The 20,728-nt window shown below is 43.8% G+C and carries 19 protein-coding genes; 14 read left to right on the forward strand and 5 right to left on the reverse strand.

Annotation, left to right across the window (positions count from 1 at the left end; genetic code table 11):
• The first annotated feature begins 24 nt into the window (after window positions 1–24).
• The 13 genes from AC19MV_RS16480 (at window position 25) to AC19MV_RS16540 (ending at window position 13,272) form a co-directional block, all read left to right on the forward strand.
• Window positions 25–960 (forward strand): polyprenyl-phosphate transporter, encoded by a 936-nt coding sequence (locus AC19MV_RS16480; protein ID WP_498308867.1) that lies wholly within the window; start codon window positions 25–27, stop codon window positions 958–960.
• Window positions 961–1,162: 202 nt separating this feature from the next.
• Complete coding sequence (locus tag AC19MV_RS16485) at window positions 1,163–2,125, forward strand: YbgA family protein (RefSeq protein WP_498297057.1); 963 nt, start codon at window positions 1,163–1,165, stop codon at window positions 2,123–2,125.
• 11 nt (window positions 2,126–2,136) lie between these two features.
• Window positions 2,137–3,570: a deoxyribodipyrimidine photo-lyase gene (gene phrB / locus AC19MV_RS16490; protein ID WP_498308869.1), complete on the forward strand. Its 1,434-nt coding sequence runs from the start codon at window positions 2,137–2,139 to the stop codon at window positions 3,568–3,570.
• 224 nt (window positions 3,571–3,794) lie between these two features.
• A complete protein-coding gene (locus tag AC19MV_RS16495; RefSeq protein WP_498297061.1) occupies window positions 3,795–5,006 on the forward strand; it encodes an NnrS family protein in 1,212 nt (403 codons plus the stop codon).
• 42 nt (window positions 5,007–5,048) lie between these two features.
• Window positions 5,049–6,458 (forward strand): ammonia-forming cytochrome c nitrite reductase subunit c552, encoded by a 1,410-nt coding sequence (locus tag AC19MV_RS16500; RefSeq protein WP_432399398.1) that lies wholly within the window; start codon window positions 5,049–5,051, stop codon window positions 6,456–6,458.
• 326 nt (window positions 6,459–6,784) lie between these two features.
• Complete coding sequence (locus tag AC19MV_RS16505; protein WP_432399507.1) at window positions 6,785–7,183, forward strand: nuclear transport factor 2 family protein; 399 nt, start codon at window positions 6,785–6,787, stop codon at window positions 7,181–7,183.
• Complete coding sequence (locus AC19MV_RS16510) at window positions 7,183–7,938, forward strand: SDR family NAD(P)-dependent oxidoreductase (protein WP_498308871.1); 756 nt, start codon at window positions 7,183–7,185, stop codon at window positions 7,936–7,938. Before AC19MV_RS16505 ends, AC19MV_RS16510 begins: the two co-directional genes overlap by 1 nt.
• Before the next feature lie 55 nt (window positions 7,939–7,993).
• On the forward strand, window positions 7,994–9,262 hold the full coding sequence (locus AC19MV_RS16515) for an NAD(P)/FAD-dependent oxidoreductase (protein ID WP_498308873.1): 1,269 nt from the start codon (window positions 7,994–7,996) through the stop codon (window positions 9,260–9,262).
• Entirely contained in the window at window positions 9,259–10,083 is an 825-nt protein-coding gene (locus tag AC19MV_RS16520) for a DUF1365 domain-containing protein (RefSeq protein ID WP_498308875.1), read from the forward strand. The genes AC19MV_RS16515 and AC19MV_RS16520 overlap by 4 nt, the downstream gene beginning before the upstream one ends.
• A gap of 98 nt (window positions 10,084–10,181) precedes the next feature.
• A complete protein-coding gene (locus tag AC19MV_RS16525) occupies window positions 10,182–11,417 on the forward strand; it encodes a class I SAM-dependent methyltransferase (RefSeq protein ID WP_498308877.1) in 1,236 nt (411 codons plus the stop codon).
• A 61-nt stretch (window positions 11,418–11,478) separates the two neighbouring features.
• Complete coding sequence (locus AC19MV_RS16530) at window positions 11,479–11,997, forward strand: DUF2878 domain-containing protein (RefSeq protein WP_498308879.1); 519 nt, start codon at window positions 11,479–11,481, stop codon at window positions 11,995–11,997.
• On the forward strand, window positions 11,994–12,659 hold the full coding sequence (locus tag AC19MV_RS16535) for a chalcone isomerase family protein (RefSeq protein WP_498308881.1): 666 nt from the start codon (window positions 11,994–11,996) through the stop codon (window positions 12,657–12,659). Before AC19MV_RS16530 ends, AC19MV_RS16535 begins: the two co-directional genes overlap by 4 nt.
• A 112-nt stretch (window positions 12,660–12,771) precedes the next feature.
• Window positions 12,772–13,272: a DUF3833 domain-containing protein gene (locus AC19MV_RS16540; RefSeq protein ID WP_498308901.1), complete on the forward strand. Its 501-nt coding sequence runs from the start codon at window positions 12,772–12,774 to the stop codon at window positions 13,270–13,272.
• A gap of 77 nt (window positions 13,273–13,349) precedes the next feature.
• Here AC19MV_RS16540 and AC19MV_RS16545 read toward each other — a convergent pair whose 3' ends face one another.
• The 5 genes from AC19MV_RS16545 to aptA all read right to left on the reverse strand — a co-directional run bounded on the left by AC19MV_RS16545 (window position 13,350) and on the right by aptA (window position 18,769).
• The gene (locus AC19MV_RS16545) at window positions 13,350–13,694 is read right to left on the reverse strand and encodes a DUF3634 family protein (protein WP_498308882.1); all 345 of its coding nucleotides are present in this window, start codon (window positions 13,692–13,694) and stop codon (window positions 13,350–13,352) included.
• Between the two features lie 967 nt (window positions 13,695–14,661).
• Window positions 14,662–15,384, reverse strand: a complete 723-nt coding sequence (locus tag AC19MV_RS16550) for a TorF family putative porin (protein WP_498308884.1) — start codon at window positions 15,382–15,384, stop codon at window positions 14,662–14,664.
• Between the two features lie 128 nt (window positions 15,385–15,512).
• Window positions 15,513–15,881 (reverse strand): cupin domain-containing protein, encoded by a 369-nt coding sequence (locus AC19MV_RS16555; protein ID WP_498308886.1) that lies wholly within the window; start codon window positions 15,879–15,881, stop codon window positions 15,513–15,515.
• A gap of 9 nt (window positions 15,882–15,890) precedes the next feature.
• The gene (locus AC19MV_RS16560) at window positions 15,891–17,390 is read right to left on the reverse strand and encodes a CoA-acylating methylmalonate-semialdehyde dehydrogenase (RefSeq protein WP_498308887.1); all 1,500 of its coding nucleotides are present in this window, start codon (window positions 17,388–17,390) and stop codon (window positions 15,891–15,893) included.
• Between the two features lie 26 nt (window positions 17,391–17,416).
• Complete coding sequence (gene aptA / locus AC19MV_RS16565; RefSeq protein ID WP_498308889.1) at window positions 17,417–18,769, reverse strand: omega-aminotransferase AptA; 1,353 nt, start codon at window positions 18,767–18,769, stop codon at window positions 17,417–17,419.
• A 304-nt stretch (window positions 18,770–19,073) separates the two neighbouring features.
• Here aptA and AC19MV_RS16570 point away from each other — a divergent pair, with 304 nt between their 5' ends.
• The gene (locus AC19MV_RS16570; protein ID WP_432399386.1) at window positions 19,074–20,570 is read left to right on the forward strand and encodes an aldehyde dehydrogenase; all 1,497 of its coding nucleotides are present in this window, start codon (window positions 19,074–19,076) and stop codon (window positions 20,568–20,570) included.
• Window positions 20,571–20,728 lie beyond the last annotated feature (158 nt).

The following is a 20,728-nucleotide window of genomic DNA, read 5'->3' on the forward strand; positions in this document are numbered from 1 at the left end:
GTGCTCAATAGTTAAGGATAAATTTTGAAATCGAACTTGTTGTTGAATTATATCAAAGGTATGGCCATGGGGGCTGCCGATGTGGTGCCGGGCGTTTCTGGTGGAACCATTGCATTTATTACCGGGATATTAGATCCATTGTTAGACGGTATCCGCAAAATCAATTTATCTTTGTTTGGCATTATTAAGCAGCAGGGGATTAAAGCGGCCTTTATGCACATTAACGGGCCATTTTTGCTGTGTGTGTTTGGCGGTATCTTAACCAGTATTTTTACCTTAGCTAAGTTGATTTCGTGGCTATTGGCCACCCATCCCATTCCGGTATGGTCGTTCTTTTTTGGATTAATTATTTACTCTGTTGTGCACATGTTAAAGCAGGTAGAAAGGTACACGGCGCTGCGTATTGTCATGTTTGCCCTTGGGGTGGCCTTTGCGTGGGCCATTACGGTATTGCACCCCATTGAATTGCAGATTACTTATCTTAACTTTTTCTTTTGCGGCGCCATTGCAATATGCGCGATGATTTTACCGGGGATTTCTGGCAGCTTTATTTTGCTGTTATTAGGCATGTATCCTGCGGTACTCGCAGCAGCTAAAGGGTTCGATATTATTTATCTAGCGTGTTTTGCTGCAGGCGCTGCCATTGGTTTACTCAGTTTTAGCCATGTGCTATCGGCCTTGCTGCGTAAGTTTCACGATGCCACTGTGCTGTTTTTAACCGGGTTGATGCTTGGTACATTAGGTAAAATTTGGCCGTGGAAAGAAGTGATTAGCTGGCGCGAAAATAGTAAAGGTGAACAAGTGCCTTTACTGGAGCAAAACTTATCGCCGTTTCAGTTTGAACAAGTCACTGGTGAGTCATCACAAATTGTCATGGCCATAGTGTGTGCGCTGGTCGGTATTGTCTTGGTGTGGGGCCTTGAATACGTAGGTCATAAAGCGAAGGCGCAGGTTGGTTAAGTACAACGACCTCACTATTTAACTAAATAGACAAGCAGAATCTCGGTTCTGCTTTTTTATGCTTCAAATTTAGCTGAAAACGTTCTATAAATAATGAACTTAATTCATTTTCATTTCGTACTATGAAACATTAAACCCACAATAAGTGGGTATGATTTGCTTGAAAACAGGCAAAATCAATTCGGTCTCAGGAGTATTATAAATGCCAGATACAGTCACATTTGTGCCAGAAAAAATCCAAATTGGGATCAGCAGCTGCTTATTGGGCAATCAAGTTCGTTTTGATGGCGGCCATAAAAACTCTTATTACTGTAAACAAGAAATTGAACCGTTTTTTGAATACACCACTGTTTGCCCTGAAATGGCGATTGGCATGGGTGCACCACGCAAAAGTATTCGTCAAATTCGCGACGGCGACATTGTGCACATTAGAAGTGCTGATGGCTCGTTAGACGTGACTGATAAGCTTAATGAATATTCTCGAAGCAAAGTAGAAGAGCTCGACTATCTAGGCGGTTATATTTTATGTGCAAAGTCGCCAACCTGCGGAATGGAGCGCGTAACCGAATATAAAATTGGCACTAATAACGGCAGTAAGACAGGCGTTGGTGTTTTTGCAAAAATATTAATGGAACGTTACCCGTTTTTGCCAGTAGAAGAAGAAGGGCGTTTACACGATCTACCAATCCGAGAAAACTTTTTTACTCGCGTATTTGCTTACAACGATTGGAAAAAAATGAACCAGTCTGGGCTAACTAAACACAAACTAATGCAGTTTCATTCGCGTTATAAATACTTGCTCATGGCTCATAGCCCTAAATGGTATCGCGAGTTAGGTCCAATATTAGCCGACATCCAAGATCTTGAACAAACGGCGCAGCAGTATTTCGAAGGCTTTATGACGGCGTTAAAAATTATTGCGACGCGTAAAAATCACACCAGCACATTGCAACATATTCAAGGTTATTTTAAGAAGCAATTAAGTGCAGATCAAAAAGAAGAATTGAGTGAATCGATTTTAAAATACCGCCAGGGATTATTGCCTTTATTAGTACCTATTACCTTAATTAACCACTATGTACGTGAATTTCATACACCGTATATTCAAGAGCAAGTGTATTTAAATCCGCATCCTGAAGCGCTTAAGCTTCGTTATGCCTACTAGGTCGAGTATTAATGAGTAATATGAATAGCCTGATGTGGTTTAGGCAAGATTTGCGAGTTGCAGATAACCCTGCGTTAGTGGCTGCTTGTGAGTTTGCCAAACAACATCAAGGTCAGGTGAGAGCGTTATACATTGTGACGCCGTCGCAATGGGCGCAGCATGATGTTGCGCCAATACAAATTGATTTTATAGAGCGTCACGTTAATTTGTTAGCTCAGTCGCTTGCCGCTTTAGGTATTGCTTTAGATGTCATTCATTTGCAATTGTTTAGTGATACTCACGCCGCGTTAAATGACTATTTACAGCAGCACAATATTGATGCTGTGTTTGCTGGCAGCGAACCTGAAATTAATGAGCGTCGCCGTGATGCGCAATTAATTGAACATGGTGTGCCGCTGACATTAATCAATCAAGATTGTGTATTTGCTGCCGGAGAGGTGCTTAACTTGTCTGGCGACATGTACAAGGTGTTTACGCCATTTGCTAAAAAGTGGAAAAGTATTGCCAGCCAAAAAGCCATATTTCCTGTTGCAGCACCTGCTCCCGTCGCAGCGTCATTAGCATTGCCTGCCAATATTGAATTTAATTGTGCTAAACGTAGCAGCGAACAATGGACTGCAGGCGAGGGCGCAGCCAAACGAATATTAGATCAGTTTTTAGTAAACCAAGTGGCTGACTATCAGGCAGAAAGAGACTTCCCTGCGCTTGACGGCACCAGTCGTTTGTCGCCTTTTTTAGCGCTTGGTATTATTAGCTCACGCCAGTGTGTCGCGGCAATTCTAGCGCGTTATCCAGAGGCGTTAGTTGACGATACCAGCCCTGCTAAAACCTGGCTGAACGAATTGATATGGCGTGAGTTTTATCGTCATTTGCTGGTGGCTTTTCCACGGTTGTCGATGGAGCATAACTTTAACGAGTTGGGTGATGGTATTGTGTGGCGCAATGATCCACAAGAGTTTAAGGCCTGGTGTGATGGCCAAACCGGTTACCCGATAGTGGACGCCGCGATGCGTCAATTAAATCAAACCGGTTGGATGCACAATCGTTTACGCATGGTGGTAGCGAGCTTTTTAACCAAGCATTTATTGGTCGATTGGCGTTGGGGCGAACGCTACTTTAGGCAACAACTGATTGACGGTGATTTAGCGTCTAATAATGGTGGTTGGCAATGGTCTGCCGGAACCGGTTGCGATGCTCAGCCCTACTTTAGGGTGTTTAACCCGATGATGCAAAGCAGTAAATTTGACCCCGACACCAGCTTTATTAAGCGTTATATTCCTGAAATTGCCCGGTGGTCTATTAAAGATATCCATGAGCCTAAATCGGTTAACGTGAATGATTTATTTGCTCAACCGGACAACCAGGGTTATCCCAAGCCAATTGTGGAACACAAAATGGCACGCTTAAGAGCCATTGAAGTATTGAGTGCACTCAAGCGCGGTTAACTAGCGTTTTCTTTAATTTTTTTAGCACGATAAATAAAAGCCAACACCGAAATCGGTGTTGGCTTTTTTGCGTTAGATCACAGTATGGCCAGCTTAGTTTGCATTAGCTAAGGGGAATGATTGAAGTAATGTATTGGGCAGCATACAATGGCCTCAATTAAAGATTTATATGTTATGCATGTTTAAGTCTTATGCTTTTAACTCATTAAACGAGTGTGCTGCTTATGCTAAATATTGATGATCCTGCTGAAATTGATAACACCCCTGCGATCTGGCGTTTAGGCTTTAGGCCATTTTTCCTTGGCGGTGCTGTTTTGGCTGCGTTGTACATTCCGCTATGGTTAATGGGCTGGTTTACGCCGCAATACAGTTTATTTAACAGTGAGTTTTGGGCCAATGTGGTGCCGTTATGGTGGCACCCGCATGAAATGCTGTTTGGTTTTGCCATGGCCATCGTGTGTGGTTTTTTACTGACCGCAGTGCAGGCATGGACTAATCAACCGACGATTAAAGGCCGCAGTTTGATGCTGACATTTGCATGCTGGCTCATTGCTCGATTAATGCTGCTTCTGCCAATGAATATTCCATTAGTGCTTCCTGCCTTATTCGACAGCTTATTTTTAGGCTTGAGTGCGTTGGCATTGTGGCGCTGTATTTACCCAGTAAAACAATGGCGTAATATCGGTTTTCCATTGCTGCTAGTGGTGGCTCTTGTGGTTAATCTCGTCAGTTATTATGCGCTGTATCAACGCGATTTTTCACTTTCAACTCAGCTATGGCAGGGAATGATTTGGTGGGTCGCCATGATCATCACCATTGTGGGTGGCCGAGTCATTCCATTTTTTACTGCAATGCGTATTCAACAACCGAAGCCAGATCCCATTAGTATATTAGAAAACACGTTATTATTGACGATGGGAATATTGTTTATACAAGCTGTAAGTCACTGGCTTCCGAAGGGGATTGAGCAGATATTACTGGCAGTTGCTGGTGGATTACACCTTATTCGTTTTGCTCGTTGGCAAGCGCATAAAACGCTAAAAGAACCCATGCTCTGGTCTTTGCATTTAGCGTATTTATCTTTGCCTATCACGCTTATTTTGATGGCAATCAATATTAATAACGAATATGCCTATCGCACGCTATTACATCTTTTTGCAGTGGGCGGTATTGCAGCATTGTGTTTATCGATGATCTCGCGCGTATCACTGGGCCACACTAGCCGTAATATTTATCAAGGCCCTAATATGACATTAGCCTTTTTGAGCATCGCGTTAGCCGCCGTGTTTAGGGCAATAATGCCGTTATTCATGCCAGAGCACACCCAAATGTGGTTATGGATTGCTGGGATGTTTTGGTTTATCGGCTTTGGGATGTTTGTGTGGTTTTATGCGCCTATTTTAATGCGTCCTCGACTCGATGGTCGTCCTGGGTAATGTTCAATTTATATCGATGATTTCTGGTGAAAGGCAAACTGTATGATTAATTTACTAGTAGAAGTAATGATGAAAGCTTCTCGTCCACTACGCAGTAAGCTTGGGCTGATAGTGCTTGCTGCTGGGTTGGCATTATTAACCCTGACATCTTGGTCTTTGCAAAGCGCAGAGGTCGATCCAAACCAAATCAAGTTTCCTAATCAGTTTGACTCTTGGCAGGCAACGGTTGAGCAAGAAGAGCGTGAAGACATGTTGGCGCAATACCCTGCCAGCATTATTTTGTGGGCCGGTTCATCTTTTGCTAAAGAGTATCATAGCCCGCGTGGCCACCAGTTTGCAGTAGCCGATGTGACTCATACCCTACGTACCGGTGTGGCAATTGCTGAAGGTGATAAAGGCTTATCGGCCAGTTGCTGGACCTGTAAAACCCCAGATGCACCCAGATTAATGAAAGAAATGGGGATCGAAGGGTATTCAGGGGCTAACTTTGTTGATTTAGGCCGCGAGATAAAATCTGTGGTGTATTGCAGTGATTGCCATGTTGACGGCAGTGAAAAACTGGCATTACCGCGCCCACATGCACAAGATGCGATGGCAAAAATTAAACTGCCATTTGATAAACAAGACACCACCATGCAAGGTGCACAGGTATGCGGTCAATGTCATGTGACGTATTACTTCCAACCCGAGAAAAGTAACAAGGTTAATATCCCTTGGATTTTCGGTAGTACCGCTGATGACATTGAAAAATATTACGATACTCGTCGTTTTTATGAATGGATCCACCCGATTTCAAAAACACCAATTTTAAAAGCTCGTCATCCTGAATTTGAGCATTGGAGCCGTTCTACTCATGCTAAAAAAGGCGTAACGTGTATTACTTGCCATATGCCAGCAACAAAAGATGCCCAGGGTAATACGTTTACCGATCATAAAGTGGCTGGTGCCATGGATAACTTTGAGCAAACCTGTGCCAGTTGTCACAGCAGTAAAGCAGCCATGGTGAAAAAGCTCGATAAAACCAAAGCCAATATTGAAGCCAAAGCACGTAACGTAGAGTCTTTATTAGTTCAGGCACATTATGAAGCGAAAGCGGCATGGGATGCCGGGGCAACATGGCCACAAATGAACGATTCGATTATGGCGATTCGTCATGCACAGTGGCGCTGGGACTTTGCTATGGCATCGCACGGTTTATATGCTCATAACCCTAAAGAAGGTGTTGCATTACTTGACATGGCAACCGAGCAGATTACGTATGGCCGTGAAGCACTAGCAAGAGTGTTGAATCAACTTTCAGTTGAAAAAGTGGAGTATCCAGATTACAGCACCAAAGAAAAAGCCCACGCAGCCATCGGATTTATTGAAGCTGACGCCATTAAAGCGAAACAAGCCTTTATTAAAGAAGAGGTCGATAAACATTGGCAACCGGTAGCAAAAACCGGCTATTAATTTGTTTTGTTGAGCCATTGAATGACAAACGCCCAAGCTTAGCTTGGGCGTTTTGCTTTTTACCTACCATAGTGATCTGCATTTTGCCTTATTTCGTATCAACATGTAATTGAATTAGTATTGCTTTAGCTGCATGAAACACTTTTATCTTATTGTGATATAAGGCATTGTTGTATATGTGTTTGCTTAAGGTACCGTAATGGCGTAATAGGAGTCTGTTAATGCAAAGCGCACAGTCGATAGTTGATATTTCATCAAAACCGTTAAAGGGCGAAAATACCAACCCTAGTAATGGTCATCCTGCTATTGTTGATGCCTTTATTGATATGTATCAGCAGCTTAATAAAGATAATTTGTTTTTACTGCGCCAAGTGTATCGAGACGACATTATGTTTCGCGACCCCATGCATCAAGTCAGTGGTATTAACGATCTCACTCAATATTTTGCCAATATGTACCTTAATGTCACTCACATCGAGTTTGATATTAACGAGGTAGTTGTGAGCCATAACAACAGCCAGGCAGCATTATATTGGACTATGGCTTATTCGCATCCCAAGCTTAATAAAGGTCAAACAATCCACGTTGAAGGCATGTCGCAGCTTAAATTTGATGACAAAATTTACGCTCACCGAGACTACTTTGATTTAGGTCAAATGCTTTATGAGCAAGTGCCTTTTTTAGGCGGTTTAATCGGATTGCTAAAAAACAGAGCAGCAAAATAATGGTCATGACAACCGCAAAATCACCTGCTGTATTAATTACTGGCGCCAGCTCCGGCATTGGTTTGGCGTTAGCTGAACACTATATCAGCAAAGGTATGGCGGTTATTGCCTGTGGTCGTAACCGCGATGCACTGCAAAAAATCAACGGTGCTACCGCGCTTGAGTTTGATATTACCGACAATGCCCAAGTGCAAGCTGCAGCGACTGAGCTTAAGCAGTTGCTGCTTGATAACCACTGGCAGCTACAGCACGTGATACTCAATGCCGGCAGTTGCGAGTACATCGACGATGCATTGCATTTTGACTCAGCATTGTTTGCGCGGGTAATAAACACCAACGTGGTTGCCATGGGCTATTGTCTGGAGCATTTCTTACCGTTACTCAGCAGTGGCGCACAGCTTGGATTAATGAGTTCAAGCGCAACCTATTTACCGTTTCCTCGCGCTGAAGCGTATGGCGCATCAAAAGCCGCGATTAGTTATTTAGGCCGCAGTTTACGGGTTGACTTAGCCGAGCACGATATTGGCGTTAGCGTGATTTGCCCAGGATTTGTTAAAACGCCACTCACCGATAAAAACGATTTTGCGATGCCAATGCAAATTACAGCCCAGCAAGCCGCAGTGGCGATTTTTAATGGCATGAACAATCAGCGAAAAGAAATTCACTTTCCAGGTAAATTTACCTGGTTACTTAAATTAGCGTCACTGTTACCCGAGTCATTATTAGTGTCTTTATTGGCAAAAAAGTCTAATTAATCAGTTAATAAATTACTCTGAAAATGATTTGATAGCGTACTCCAAGGATTATTAAATGAAAAACATCGCCGTGATTGGTACAGGCATTTCAGGCTTAACTTGCGCACACTTATTGAGCCGTCAACATAAGGTGACTGTTTTTGAGGCTAACGATTACATTGGTGGCCATACCGCCACTGTAGATGTTGAAGTTGCTGGTAAGCAATATGCGATTGATACCGGTTTTATTGTCTTTAATGACCGCACTTACCCTCGTTTTGAAAAACTCATGGCGCAACTCAATGTTAAGTCTATGCCGACCGAGATGAGTTTTAGCGTTAATAATGCCATTACTGGACTTGAATATAACGGCCATAATTTATGGAGTTTGTTTGCCCAGCGTCGTAATTTATTTCGCCCCAGTTTTTACAAATTCCTTGGCGAAATAGTGCGTTTTAACAATGGCTGTAAAGCGATTTACGAAGCCGACAAATACCCAAGCACTACGTTGGGTGAATACCTTGATCAAAATGATTTTTCTGCCTTTTTTTGTGAGCATTACATCTTGCCAATGGGCGCCGCGATTTGGTCGGCCAGCATTGAAGATATGCGCGGTTTTTCATTGAGGTTTTTTATTCGATTTTTTCAACACCACGGTTTGCTCAACATTAACGACCGCCCACAATGGTATGTGCTTGAAGGCGGCTCACGCAGTTATATTCCGGCATTAACCGCGCCGTTTAAAGAGCGTATACACCTTAATTCGCCGGTGACAGGAATTAAGCGCAATGACGAAGGCGTGCAAATTCAAGTCTTAAATGGTGAGTGGCAACAGTTTGATGATGTGGTGTTGACGTGCCATAGCGATCAAGCACTCGCCATGCTGACCGACCCAAGCCAGGATGAAACAGAAATATTAGCGCCGATGGCCTATCAAAATAATGAAGTGGTGTTACACACCGACATTAACGTATTACCTAAACGCAAAGCGGCCTGGGCCAGTTGGAACTATCGCCTCGATGGTGAAAATGAGTTAGATATCGCTCAGCGTCCAGCAAGTGTGACCTACAACATGAATATCTTGCAGTGCCTACCCAAAGACGCACCTACATTTTGTGTGACACTCAATCAAACTGATTTGATTGACGAATCAAAAATTTTGCGTAAATTTAATTATGCGCACCCGGTGTTTAATGATGCCAGCATGAAATCACAAGCTAAAAAATCGCTAATTAATGGTAAACGTCATACTTATTATGCGGGTGCCTATTGGCACAATGGTTTTCATGAAGATGGCGTGCGCAGTGCTGTCGACGTGTGCAATTTATTTGGGATCGCTTTATGACGCTAACTTCATCGCCACAGAGCTTACATAGCGGTATTTATACTGGCACTGTCAGCCATCGTCGCCATGTGCCTAAAGTGCACAGTTTTGGCTACAAGTTGGCGATGATGGCGATTGATTTAGACGAAGTGGATGCCATATGCGCGACCAGTAAACTTTTTTCGACTGATCGATTTACGCCATTAAAATTTAAGCCTAGCGATTATTTAAATGAATTGGATAAGCAATTTTCTGACGCGTTAGTCTTGACTCCTGCTTGTCATGGCGATGATGCTCGGGCATTAAAGCAACGGGTATTAGCCACAATTAAACATTTAGGCGCGAGCCAGCAATGTGACAGAGTGATTTTTTCGGGACAAATTCGCCATTGTGGTCTTTATTTTAGTCCCGTTAATTTTTACTTTTGTTATCACCATGACGAAATGGTTTATATGTTGGCAGAAGTGAGCAACACACCCTGGAATGAACGCCATTGTTATCTTGTCGACATCGCTAATACCACTCACACCGACAAGGTGTTCCATGTGTCACCATTTATGAATTTAGACATGCACTATTTATGGCGAATTACCGCGCCCGCTAAGTTTTTAAAAGTGACTATTGAAAATCGCAACGCCAACAACGATAAATTATTTGATGCCGGTGTGGTACTTAAACGCCAAGACATAAGCGCGAAAAGTGTGCGGCAGTTTATGCTGCATTTTCCGCTTATGACAGCCAGCATTATGTTGGGTATTTACTGGCAAGCACTCAAGCTGTTTGTTAAACGTATTCCCTTCGTGAGTAAACAGCCGACCAAGCCATCTAATCAACATGGTTAACAAGTCAGCAAAACAATTGTAAACCAAATGGACTGACGCAACGTATTGACTGTGAATAAGGCGATATAGCCTACGCAGTGATGAACTGGAGACAAAAAATGGAAAATACAGCCACAGAAAGTAGCATGGCTCAAGCTGGTTTATCAGACAGTCTGGCAAGAAAAATTTTATTACGTGCACTCGCACATCTTGCAGAAGGTCATTTAACGATTGTTGACTGCAACCAGACGGCAGAGTTTGGCGATATTAAAAGTGATATCCATGCAACGATGCAAGTCATGCACCCTAATTTTTACCGTCAGGTGGTGTTTGGTGGCTCAATTGGTGCCGGTGAAGCCTATATACAAGGTCACTGGTGCAGCCCAGATTTAACCAAAGTCGTGCAAGTATTTGCGCGCAACTTAGCATTACTCGACAACATTGAGCGTTATTTTTCGTGGTTGAGTAATGGTGTTAGTCGTTTAAAGCATGTATTAAATCGAAATTCTGAAGCGGGTTCTAAACGCAATATTTTGGCGCATTACGATTTAGGTAATGACATGTATCAGCAGTTTTTAGACCCAGAAATGATGTACTCAAGTGCGTTATACCCGGCTGACGACAGTACTTTGGATGAGGCGCAAATACACAAGTTGCACACCATTTGCGAACGTTTGGATTTAACGCCTGGGCAAACACTATTAGAAGTTGGCACAGGTTGGGGCGCACTCGCGATATATGCAGCCAAGCATTTTGGCGTGAATGTCACAACCACAACGATTTCAGATGCGCAATATGACTATGCCGTAGCACGCGTTAAGCAAGAAGGCCTAGAAGACAAGATCACTTTGCTTAAACAAGATTATCGACTGCTCACCGGAGAATATGACCGCGTCGTCTCGATTGAAATGATTGAAGCGGTAGGGCATGAATACTTGGGTGGCTTTTTTGAAAAGCTACAACACTTATTAAAACCTAATGGGCGTATGCTCATTCAGGCCATTACCATTGCCGACCAGCGCTACAATAGCTACCGTAAAAGTGTTGATTTTATTCAGCGTTATATTTTCCCCGGCGGTTGTCTGCCTTCGGTTAGCGAAATGACCAAACACATTGCCAAAAAGACCGACATGGTCACCTGGTCTGTGAGTGATATGGGCAAAGACTATGCTCGTACATTAAAGCACTGGCATGAAAATTTTGATGCCGCTTACGACAAGATTAAAGCCTTAAACTACGGCGATGATTTTATCCGCATGTGGAAGTTCTACTTAAGTTACTGTGAAGGTGGCTTTTTAGAGCGCACAACCAGTACGGTGCATTTAGTTGCAGTAAGACCACAATACCGCTTGTAATCATGTCCCTTATGCGTTGCTCGCATCCTGCGAGCAACCTTGCTTGTGCGACGAGGTAGTTATGCCTAATCCAAAGCTATTTATTTTCCTAAATGCGTTATCTTTTCAATTGGTGTGGTGGGCCGGAGTGCTTGCCGGTAACCAGCTTGTTTTGTTGTCTATTTTACTCATACTAGGTCATTTTCTTTTATCTCAAGCGCCACGACAAGATCTGCAGCTTATGTGTCTGTGCGCAGTGATTGGCATGAGTGTCGACACCGCATTAACCTTGTTTGGCGTATTTGTGTTTGCCGAGACACCGTATTGGCTGGCACTGCTTTGGCTCGCATTTGCATTAAGCCTCAGATACAGCCTAGTGTTTTTTCAAAAGGTTTCTGTGTTTTGGCAAGCCCTGTTTGGCGGTGTGTTCGGTACCTTAAGTTATGTCGCAGGTGCAGAATTTGGTGCAGTGTTATTGCCACATGGGCAATGGGTCAGTGGCATTGTGCTGCTAGTGATCTGGAGTGTGTTGTTTCCCGTATTGTTGTTAATAAGTCGCGGTGAATACACTGCGGATCTTACTCAGGAGAGTCGGCAATGAAAACGGTAAATGAGGCGGTTAATGTTACCCGCAGTGCTTATCAATGGCTGGTGGAGTTACTGTTTGGCGTAGTCGGTGCCACTGTCGTCATGGTTATTTTGACCCTGAGCATGGGTGATGCGATGGCAAATCAAGATGCGATAGAAATCAACGATGTTCAAGCGTCACTTTTATCAACATCAGAGCTATCAACATCAGAGCTATCAACACCTGATCAATCATCATCCAATTTAACCATGCGTCAGGTCGGTTCGGCGAGTATGAGCATGATGTGGTTCGACATCTACAGTGCCAAGCTGTACTCAAGTGACGGTAAATATCAGGCTAATCAATTGCCGTTAAAACTTGAGATTGAATATCACCGTAATATTGAAGCAGAAGATTTAATTGATGCCACCGTCGACCAATGGCAACACTTAGGGATACCTGAACAACAAATTAATGAGTATCGCGAACAATTAGCCAAAGCATGGCCCGATGTGAAAGAGGGTGACCGATTAACCTTTATGGTCAATACCGCCACTCAAGCTGAGTTTTTATTTAATGATAAACCTTATTTTCAAGTGAGTAATGTGCAGTTCCCTGCTGACTTTTTGGCGATTTGGTTATCCGAAAACACTAGCCGGCCTAAACTGCGCCTGCAACTCATTGGCATGAATTAAATACGATTAAGGCTGAATTATGTTATCTAAATTGACCCATTTATTGAACGTCACAACCTGGAAAAAGTCATTGCGACATAGCGCCATATTTGCACTTTTTGCCTTGGGTGCAATGTCGTGTTCATCTGCATCAATTGACGACTATGCCGACACCAATCCTAAGCTGGATTTAGCTCAGTTTTTTGATGGCAAATTAACGGCCGCAGGTGTTGTACAAGATTTTTCTGGCAAAGTGACCCGTAAGTTTACCGTTATTATGGAAGCCCAATGGAAAGATACACCACAAGGTAAACAAGGCGTTATCAATGAGTGGTTTGTCTATGATGATGGTGAAAAACAAACCCGAGTGTGGACCATTATCGATAAAGGAAATGGCACATATCAAGGTACAGCTAATGATATTTTAGGCATTGCGCAAGGTGAATCTCGTGGCAGTGCACTGCGTTGGCGCTACGACATGTTATTGCCTGTCGATGGCAGTGAATATGAAGTCCATTTTGACGATTGGATGTTTTTGGTTGACCCCAATACCATTATTAACAAAAGCGATATTATTAAGTTTGGTGTTACCGTTGCACAGGTGACCTTAGTGATTTCAAAGCAAGCCGATTAATCTTCGCAGCTTTAACAAAAAATGGACTCAATTGAGTCCATTTTTTGTTAATGGCCGGCAGTTTCTGCTGAACATGACTAGCCTTTCAATTTTGATGAGTCTTGCTGTTTTTTATCGTAATACTCAAACGGGAATTGATTACGAATTTGCTGAGTTAAATTATCACCCACGTTGGCAGATACGTGCAGGCGCACATGGCCTGACTTTTCAGCTCTAATGGTGCAGGTCAGTTTGTTTGATTTAGCAATGGCACGGGTTTCTCGTTCAAAACGTTCTGGAATTTTGCCTTTATGGTTGCTGAGCTTGCCGTCTTTAAAATGCATTTCAAAAATGGTTAAGCCACTACTGCTGCTAAAAATGAGTTTATACGCGAGAAAAATCAATCCAACAATCACCAAAATTTTAATGATGGTATCTACCATAGCGTGCTCCTTTGTGCCGTGTAATTGTTATATACCCAATCAACTTGAAGATCCGTGTTTCAGAGCTTCACCGTGTTTTCAATACTAGGCGCGTTAATGCGGTAATGTAGGTACCTTATAAATTAGCGCAACAACGTAGTGGGAACACGGTGATACTCCCAAAGGGCAAGTTTTACACGTGTTTATGCTGCGGCTTATGTTAATTTAGCTGATTTTGGAAAGGGAACGACCATTACCCGCAATCAATGCCTTGCCTAAACGCGTGTAAATTCTTGCTGAAATCGAGCATCTTCAGGTTGTTTGGGTATACTTGCTATAAGATTAAGATACGCTAGTCGATTAGGGATGCAACGCTATTTTGTTGAAATTTATGCGCAAGATCGAATACTAATACCAATTCCATTAATTATCTGGTCATTCAGCGGGAGTTCTGTGTCTTCTAGGCAAGTAATAGAATTGTAGACATAGTTGTTCTCGGCAACAGCTCCTGCGTTGCTCTACCTTCTGCATCCATGCAGTCGTACGTCAAAATGCTATTAAGCAGCATGGAAGACACAGAAACCCGCCTTACAGGAGACACTCAGACCGTTCATTTCTTTGTTGTATTGCCTTAAAAGGGAATAACCATTATTTCAACAATGCGCCTCAAACTGAACAATCTGAGTGACTCTGATTGGTCACATAATTAATAGAATTGGTATAATACCATTCCGCGTTTTTTGCTCAGCGTTCTCGCTATTTGAAAGGGAACAACCATGACCTCATAGCGACGCCTTAATCAAAAAACGCCGGACGTTTATGTGACCATTACAATGAGTAGTCACTTATTTATGCGAATAGGTATAATAACCAATGCTCCGTATAAGCGACATAAAACTGGTGCTTTTTATATGCCAATAAAAAAACCGCTCAAAGGCGGTTTTTAGGTTAATGCGACAAACCAAATTATCGATAAGCTGGCTTTTACTTAAAACGCGTAGCTAACACTGGCCAATAAGGTGCCAGAGTTTTTATAAACGCCAGAGTTGGTTTCATTATCCCCATCAATGTCGGTGTCCAGGTACGCAACAGAAACCGCAATGCCGCTAAACTCGGTTGAGACACCAATAGAGTAGTCTGAATAACTGTCAAAGCCTTCGCCATCATCGATAGCGTCACCAAAGTTATAACCGTAATGAAGGTCTAGACTCCAATTCTCGGTAAATTCCCAAGCATAATTAATCTCGGTGTAATGTAAATCGAGATCACTTCCGCCATAGTCGTTAGTAAACCAGTAAGCGGCTCTAAAACCATTAAAGTCGATGCCTGCGCTCACTTCTAAATAGTCGAGCTCGCTGTCTCCAGGATAATTATAACGGTACAAGGTTAAGTCATAGCTGGTGTCATCGTTAATCTCACCATAGTAACCGGCATACAAATCTATTTCGACGTCAGGGCCGTTGTAGCCAGGTTCGTCAAAATCGACGTTACTGCCCCAGGCGCCAACAAAAAAGCCACTGTCATGGCTCCAATCGATATTGCCTTGTAGCGCAGGGTCGCCAGCGGTTTGTGATACACCACGGAAGCGGTAATCATTGGTTACGCTCACTGCGCCAGAGACTTCTGCCGTCGCTAGCGGAGCCAGTAGGGTAGCTGATAATGTTAATCCGCTTAACAGTGCAATTCGCGTTCTTTTAAATGTTTTCGACACGATATTATCTCCATTTACATAAAATGCAGTCGCTGGTGTTTAGGCACTCTGCGACCACTAATGCCACTTATCAGAAGCAAAACCGTTAGGTTCTGTCTGTACCGCATGGCGGTTAAACGTTATGGTTATTAAAGCTGTTGCTCAAACATAACGTAAATTTTTTTACAATGCTCAATCACTTCCCACGTGCCGATAAAGCCTGCGGGAATAACAAATTTATCGCCTACCTTGACCGTTAAACTGTTGCCCTGACTGTCGGTAATGATGCTGCAGCCTTCGAGAATATCGCAATACTCATATTCGCTGTAGCTCACATTCCAGCTGCCAGCTTCACTTTGCCACACGCCAACGTTGAATTGCTTGCACGGGCTTTCAAAATGATTTTGTACCGACTGCAGCGGGTTAGCCGTTATTCTTTTTTCATCTGCTAAGTGATACGACTCAACCTCGGTAGTTTGATCGCTAAATAAGGTAATGTCGCCAATGTGTTTACTCATAATGTGACCTTATTTCATGGTGGGCATAATGAACGCCGAAGGCTCGTTGGAGTCGGCTTTTGCTTGCGGCCAACGAGCAGTAATGGCTTTGCGTTTAGTATAAAAACGCACGCCATCTGGGCCATGCATATGTAGTGGACCAAATAGTGATCGTTTCCAACCGCCAAAGCTATGAAAAGCCATTGGCACCGGGATTGGCACATTCACCCCAACCATGCCCACTTCAACATGGTGGCAAAAATGCCGCGCAGCCTGGCCGCTTTGAGTAAATATTGCAGTGCCATTACCAAACTCATGTTGGTTAATGAGCGCTAATGCTTCGGCATAGGTGTCTACTCGTACAATGGCCAACACTGGGCCAAATATCTCTTGTTGGTAAATGCTCATTTGTGGGGTGACATGGTCAAACAAACATGCACCTAAAAAGTAACCTTGCTGGTGGTCGCTGATGCTGATGTTGCGGCCATCGACAACCAATTTAGCGCCCTCATTAATGCCAGCGTCAACATAGTCACGTACTTTGGCTAAATGCTGCGCCGAAATCAGCGGTCCCATGTCCATCTCAGGGGTGATGCCGCTGCCGACCTTTAATGCACTAATCTGCGGTAATAATTTATCGACCAGTTTGTCGCCGATATCACCCACCGCCAATACCACCGAAATGGCCATACAACGTTCACCGGCACTACCATATGCTGCACCCATTAATGCATTAACAGCTTGATCTAAATCAGCATCAGGCATTAATAACATGTGATTTTTAGCACCGCCCAACGCTTGCACTCGCTTGCCGTGGGCTGATGCTGTGGCATAGATATACTCTGCAATAGGAGTCGAGCCAACAAAGCTAACCGCTTTAATATCAGAGTGGGTTAGTAGCGCATCGACCGCTTCTTTATCACCATTAACCACATTAAATACCCCATCAGGAAGCCCGGCTTGCTTAAGTAACTCGGCCATAAACATCACTGAGCTGGGGTCTTTTTCTGAGGGTTTCATAATAAAGGTGTTACCACAGGCAATGGCAATCGGGAACATCCACATGGGCACCATCACTGGGAAGTTAAACGGTGCAATCCCCGCCACGACTCCTAATGCTTGATTGACCGACCATGCATCAACACCACCACCCACTTGCTGAGTGTGCTCACCTTTTAATAAGTGCGGAATACCGCAGGCAAATTCAACCACTTCTAAGCCTCTGGTAATTTCGCCTTTGGCATCATCGAGCACTTTGCCATGCTCTAGGGTAATCAATTCGGCTAATTTATCGACATGCTGTTCCACCAACGCTTTAAATTTAAATAACACGCGAGCACGATTCAGTGGCGTCACTTGCGACCAGGTTTCAAATGCGGTTTTAGCAGCACTAATGGCATTGGCTACGTCATCTTGACTGGCTAATGACACGAGACCACGAGCTTCACCTGTGGCGGGGTCGTAAATTGTTTGTGTACGTTGGCTTGCTTGGGTGTGTTGCCCATTCACAAAATGGCTGATATTAAGCATGAACTCTGTCCTTGTTGTTAAATGGGTTATCCCACGGCGTGAATGGCATCGGTAAGGTGATTTACCATGTCATCTATTTGCGATTTCTCGATAATCAATGGCGGCGACAGTGCAATGATGTCGGCCGTTGCGCGAACTAATGCGCCGTTTCTAAAACAATGGTCAAATATGCCATAGCCGCGTTTACCCACGCCTTTGTCGCTCGGAGCAAATTGAATGCCTGCCACTAGTCCGGTGTTACGAATATCAATTACGTTGGGTAGGCCTTTGAGGCTATGTACAGCTTGCTCAAAGTAAGTTTCAAGATTTTTTGCGCGCTCAAACAGCTGTTCGTTTTCATAAATCGACAAGGTTGCTAAAGCTGACGCTGCAGCTACAGGATGGCCCGAATAAGTGTAGCCATGGAAAAATTCTATTAATTCGTCAGGGCCGTCCATGCAGGTGTCGTGAATGGTATTACTCACAAATACCGCGCCCATTGGGATCGCGCCATTGTTAATGGCTTTCGCTGTGGTAATCATGTCTGGGGTGACTTGCCAGCGTTCACTGGCAAAGGCGGCACCTAGGCGGCCAAAACCGGTGATCACTTCATCAAATATCAGTAAAATACCGTGCTTCTGGGTGATTTCTCGCAACCGTTTAAGGTATCCCTGTGGCGGTAAAATAACCCCAGCAGAGCCAGACATAGGTTCAACGATGACGGCGGCAATGTTTTCGGCGCCGTGTAAGGTAATCAATTGTTCAAGCACTTCAGCCTTGTCTAAACCGTGTGGCGGCAGGCCATGACTAAAGGCATTATTAGTAATGTCGAGTGTGTGGGGAAGATGATCAACACCTTGTAACAGCTGTTGGCTAAAGGTTTTACGATTATTACTAATGCCGCCAACAGAAATACCGCCAAAGCCGACGCCGTGATAGCCCAGTTCGCGGCCAATAAAGCGTGTGCGACTAGCTTGGCCATTGGCACGATGATAGCAAAGGGCCATTTTGAGGGCGGTATCAACTGATTCAGAGCCTGAATTGGTAAAAAACACATGGTCTAATCCGTCAGGGCTCATTTGACTCAATTTATGGGCTAACTCAAACGCCAGTGGATGACCCATTTGAAACGAGGGCGCATAGTCCATTTGGTTAATTTGCTTACTGACTGCCTCGGATATTTCCGCTCTGCCATGGCCGGCATTACAGCACCATAACCCCGCAGTCGCATCGAGCACCTTGTTACCTGCAATGTCGGTGTAATACATTCCTTGCGCCGACACTAATAGCCGCGGATTGGTTTTGAATTGTTTATTGGCAGTAAACGGCATCCAATAATGATCCATATTTGGCCATGTTTGCGATAAATCGCCAGTTCCTTTGTGCTGATATTCGCTCATATTTCGACTCTGCATTGGTAACAAGTGGGTTGTTGTTTCATCTCATAATGGTTAAATTATGAGTGACGAATATTTGCTATGCTATGTCAAAAATAATGAACGTTAAAGCGTTTTGTGCATTTATTTAAACTAAATGTACCTGTTTTGTAAAATATATTGAAAACAGCTTGCTGTTAAGCATCATCAGGTGACAATATTCAGTAATATAACCGTGTCGATTTTTCATTAAGCAACGACACAAAAATCCTTATTTGGCATCACATGGCGCGATGCTTATCAATCCATTTATTATTTCGAGGTCACAATGAGTACTCCAACAAGTCGTAGCGATTGGGAAGCACTGGCAGCCAGTTTGCAAATTAACGGAAATGCCTTCATCAATGGTAAATATCAATCAGCCGCGTCTGGCGACACCTTTGATTGTATTAGCCCAATCGATGGCCGCGTATTAGTTAAAGTGGCTAGCTGTGACTTAGTCGATGCAAATGCGGCTGTTGCCAATGCACGTGAAGTATTTGAAGCCGGTACCTGGGCAAATTTACCGCCGGTTAAACGTAAAGAGGTAATGATTAAGTTTGCCGATTTACTTGAAGCCAACGCTGATGAAATGGCATTACTTGAAACGTTAGACATGGGTAAACCTATTCAACACTCAAAAGGTGTAGATGTGGTTGGCGCAGCACGCGCAATTCGTTGGTCTGGTGAAGCCATTGATAAAATTTACGATGAAATTGCTCCAACCGCACACAACGAAATCGGCATGATCACCCGCGAAGCGGTAGGTGTTGTCGCAGCGATTGTACCGTGGAACTTCCCAATGATTATGGCCTGCTGGAAGCTTGGACCATCGCTTGCAACGGGTAATAGTGTCATTTTAAAACCGTCTGAAAAGTCACCGTTAACCGCTATTCGTATGGCGCAATTAGCCCTCGAAGCGGGTATTCCTGCAGGCGTATTAAACGTACTGCCTGGTTTTGGTCATACCGTGGGCAAAGCATTAGCCTTGCACATGGACGTCGATACGTTGGTGTTTACCGGTTCAACCAAAATTGCTAAACAGTTGATGATTTATGCCGGCGAGTCGAACATGAAACGCGTGTGGTTAGAAGCGGGTGGCAAGAGCCCTAATATTGTGTTTAACGATGCGCCAGATTTAAAAGCCGCTGCAGAAGCCGCAGCCGTCGCCATTGCTTTTAACCAGGGTGAAGTCTGCACCGCAGGATCGCGTTTATTGGTTGAGTCGGGCGTAAAAGATGAATTAATTCAGCTTATCATTGAAGAAATGCAAGGCTGGCAACCGGGTCATCCACTAGACCCTGCGACTACCTGTGGCGCGATGGTTGACCAACAACAACTGACCAATGTGCTTAACTACATTAAAACCGGTAGCGAGCAAGGTGCTACATTAATGACAGGTGGTAAGCAAGTGATGGCAGAAACGGGCGGTATGTATGTACAGCCAACGATTTTCAGTAATGTTAAAAATGACATGCGCATCGCCAGCGAAGAGATTTTTGGCCCAGTATTATCGGTAATCGAATTTGATGGTATGGAAGAAGCGATTAAGATTGCTAACGACACCATTTACGGTTTAGCCGCAGGGGTTTGGACCTCAAACTTAAGCAAGGCACATAAAACCGCTAAAGCATTGCGCAGTGGTATGGTGTGGATTAATCACTACGATGGCGGCGACATGACCGCACCCTTTGGTGGTTATAAACAGTCAGGCAATGGCCGCGATAAGTCATTACATGCATTTGATAAATACACCGAATTAAAAGCCACCTGGATTGCTTTATAACGGTAATTATCTCTGTGGTATAAACAAAGCCCTCAGGGCAAGATCACGAAGCTTTACCTTGACTTAAGTTTGTGATCTTATACTTCTTTTTAGTAAGAAGTGAGTTAACCCATGTCGCAACTACAGCTATTCAAGTACTTTTCGAACATTGATGACCC

Source organism: Shewanella sp. MF05913 (genome assembly GCF_059758095.1).

Excerpts from the sequence above, each read along its gene's own strand:
- AC19MV_RS16515 (WP_498308873.1), top strand. The coding sequence starts at position 7,994 with ATGAAAAACATCGCCGTGATTGGTACAGGCATTTCAGGCTTAACTTGC.
- AC19MV_RS16525 (WP_498308877.1), top strand. The coding sequence starts at position 10,182 with ATGGAAAATACAGCCACAGAAAGTAGCATGGCTCAAGCTGGTTTATCA.
- phrB (WP_498308869.1), top strand. The coding sequence starts at position 2,137 with ATGAGTAATATGAATAGCCTGATGTGGTTTAGGCAAGATTTGCGAGTT.
- AC19MV_RS16495 (WP_498297061.1), top strand. The coding sequence starts at position 3,795 with ATGCTAAATATTGATGATCCTGCTGAAATTGATAACACCCCTGCGATC.
- AC19MV_RS16485 (WP_498297057.1), top strand. The coding sequence starts at position 1,163 with ATGCCAGATACAGTCACATTTGTGCCAGAAAAAATCCAAATTGGGATC.
- AC19MV_RS16555 (WP_498308886.1), bottom strand. The coding sequence starts at position 15,881 with ATGAGTAAACACATTGGCGACATTACCTTATTTAGCGATCAAACTACC.
- AC19MV_RS16500 (WP_432399398.1), top strand. The coding sequence starts at position 5,049 with ATGATTAATTTACTAGTAGAAGTAATGATGAAAGCTTCTCGTCCACTA.
- AC19MV_RS16560 (WP_498308887.1), bottom strand. The coding sequence starts at position 17,390 with ATGCTTAATATCAGCCATTTTGTGAATGGGCAACACACCCAAGCAAGC.
- AC19MV_RS16535 (WP_498308881.1), top strand. The coding sequence starts at position 11,994 with ATGAAAACGGTAAATGAGGCGGTTAATGTTACCCGCAGTGCTTATCAA.
- AC19MV_RS16505 (WP_432399507.1), top strand. The coding sequence starts at position 6,785 with ATGTATCAGCAGCTTAATAAAGATAATTTGTTTTTACTGCGCCAAGTG.
- AC19MV_RS16510 (WP_498308871.1), top strand. The coding sequence starts at position 7,183 with ATGGTCATGACAACCGCAAAATCACCTGCTGTATTAATTACTGGCGCC.
- AC19MV_RS16530 (WP_498308879.1), top strand. The coding sequence starts at position 11,479 with ATGCCTAATCCAAAGCTATTTATTTTCCTAAATGCGTTATCTTTTCAA.
- AC19MV_RS16570 (WP_432399386.1), top strand. The coding sequence starts at position 19,074 with ATGAGTACTCCAACAAGTCGTAGCGATTGGGAAGCACTGGCAGCCAGT.
- AC19MV_RS16540 (WP_498308901.1), top strand. The coding sequence starts at position 12,772 with ATGTCGTGTTCATCTGCATCAATTGACGACTATGCCGACACCAATCCT.
- AC19MV_RS16520 (WP_498308875.1), top strand. The coding sequence starts at position 9,259 with ATGACGCTAACTTCATCGCCACAGAGCTTACATAGCGGTATTTATACT.
- aptA (WP_498308889.1), bottom strand. The coding sequence starts at position 18,769 with ATGAGCGAATATCAGCACAAAGGAACTGGCGATTTATCGCAAACATGG.
- AC19MV_RS16545 (WP_498308882.1), bottom strand. The coding sequence starts at position 13,694 with ATGGTAGATACCATCATTAAAATTTTGGTGATTGTTGGATTGATTTTT.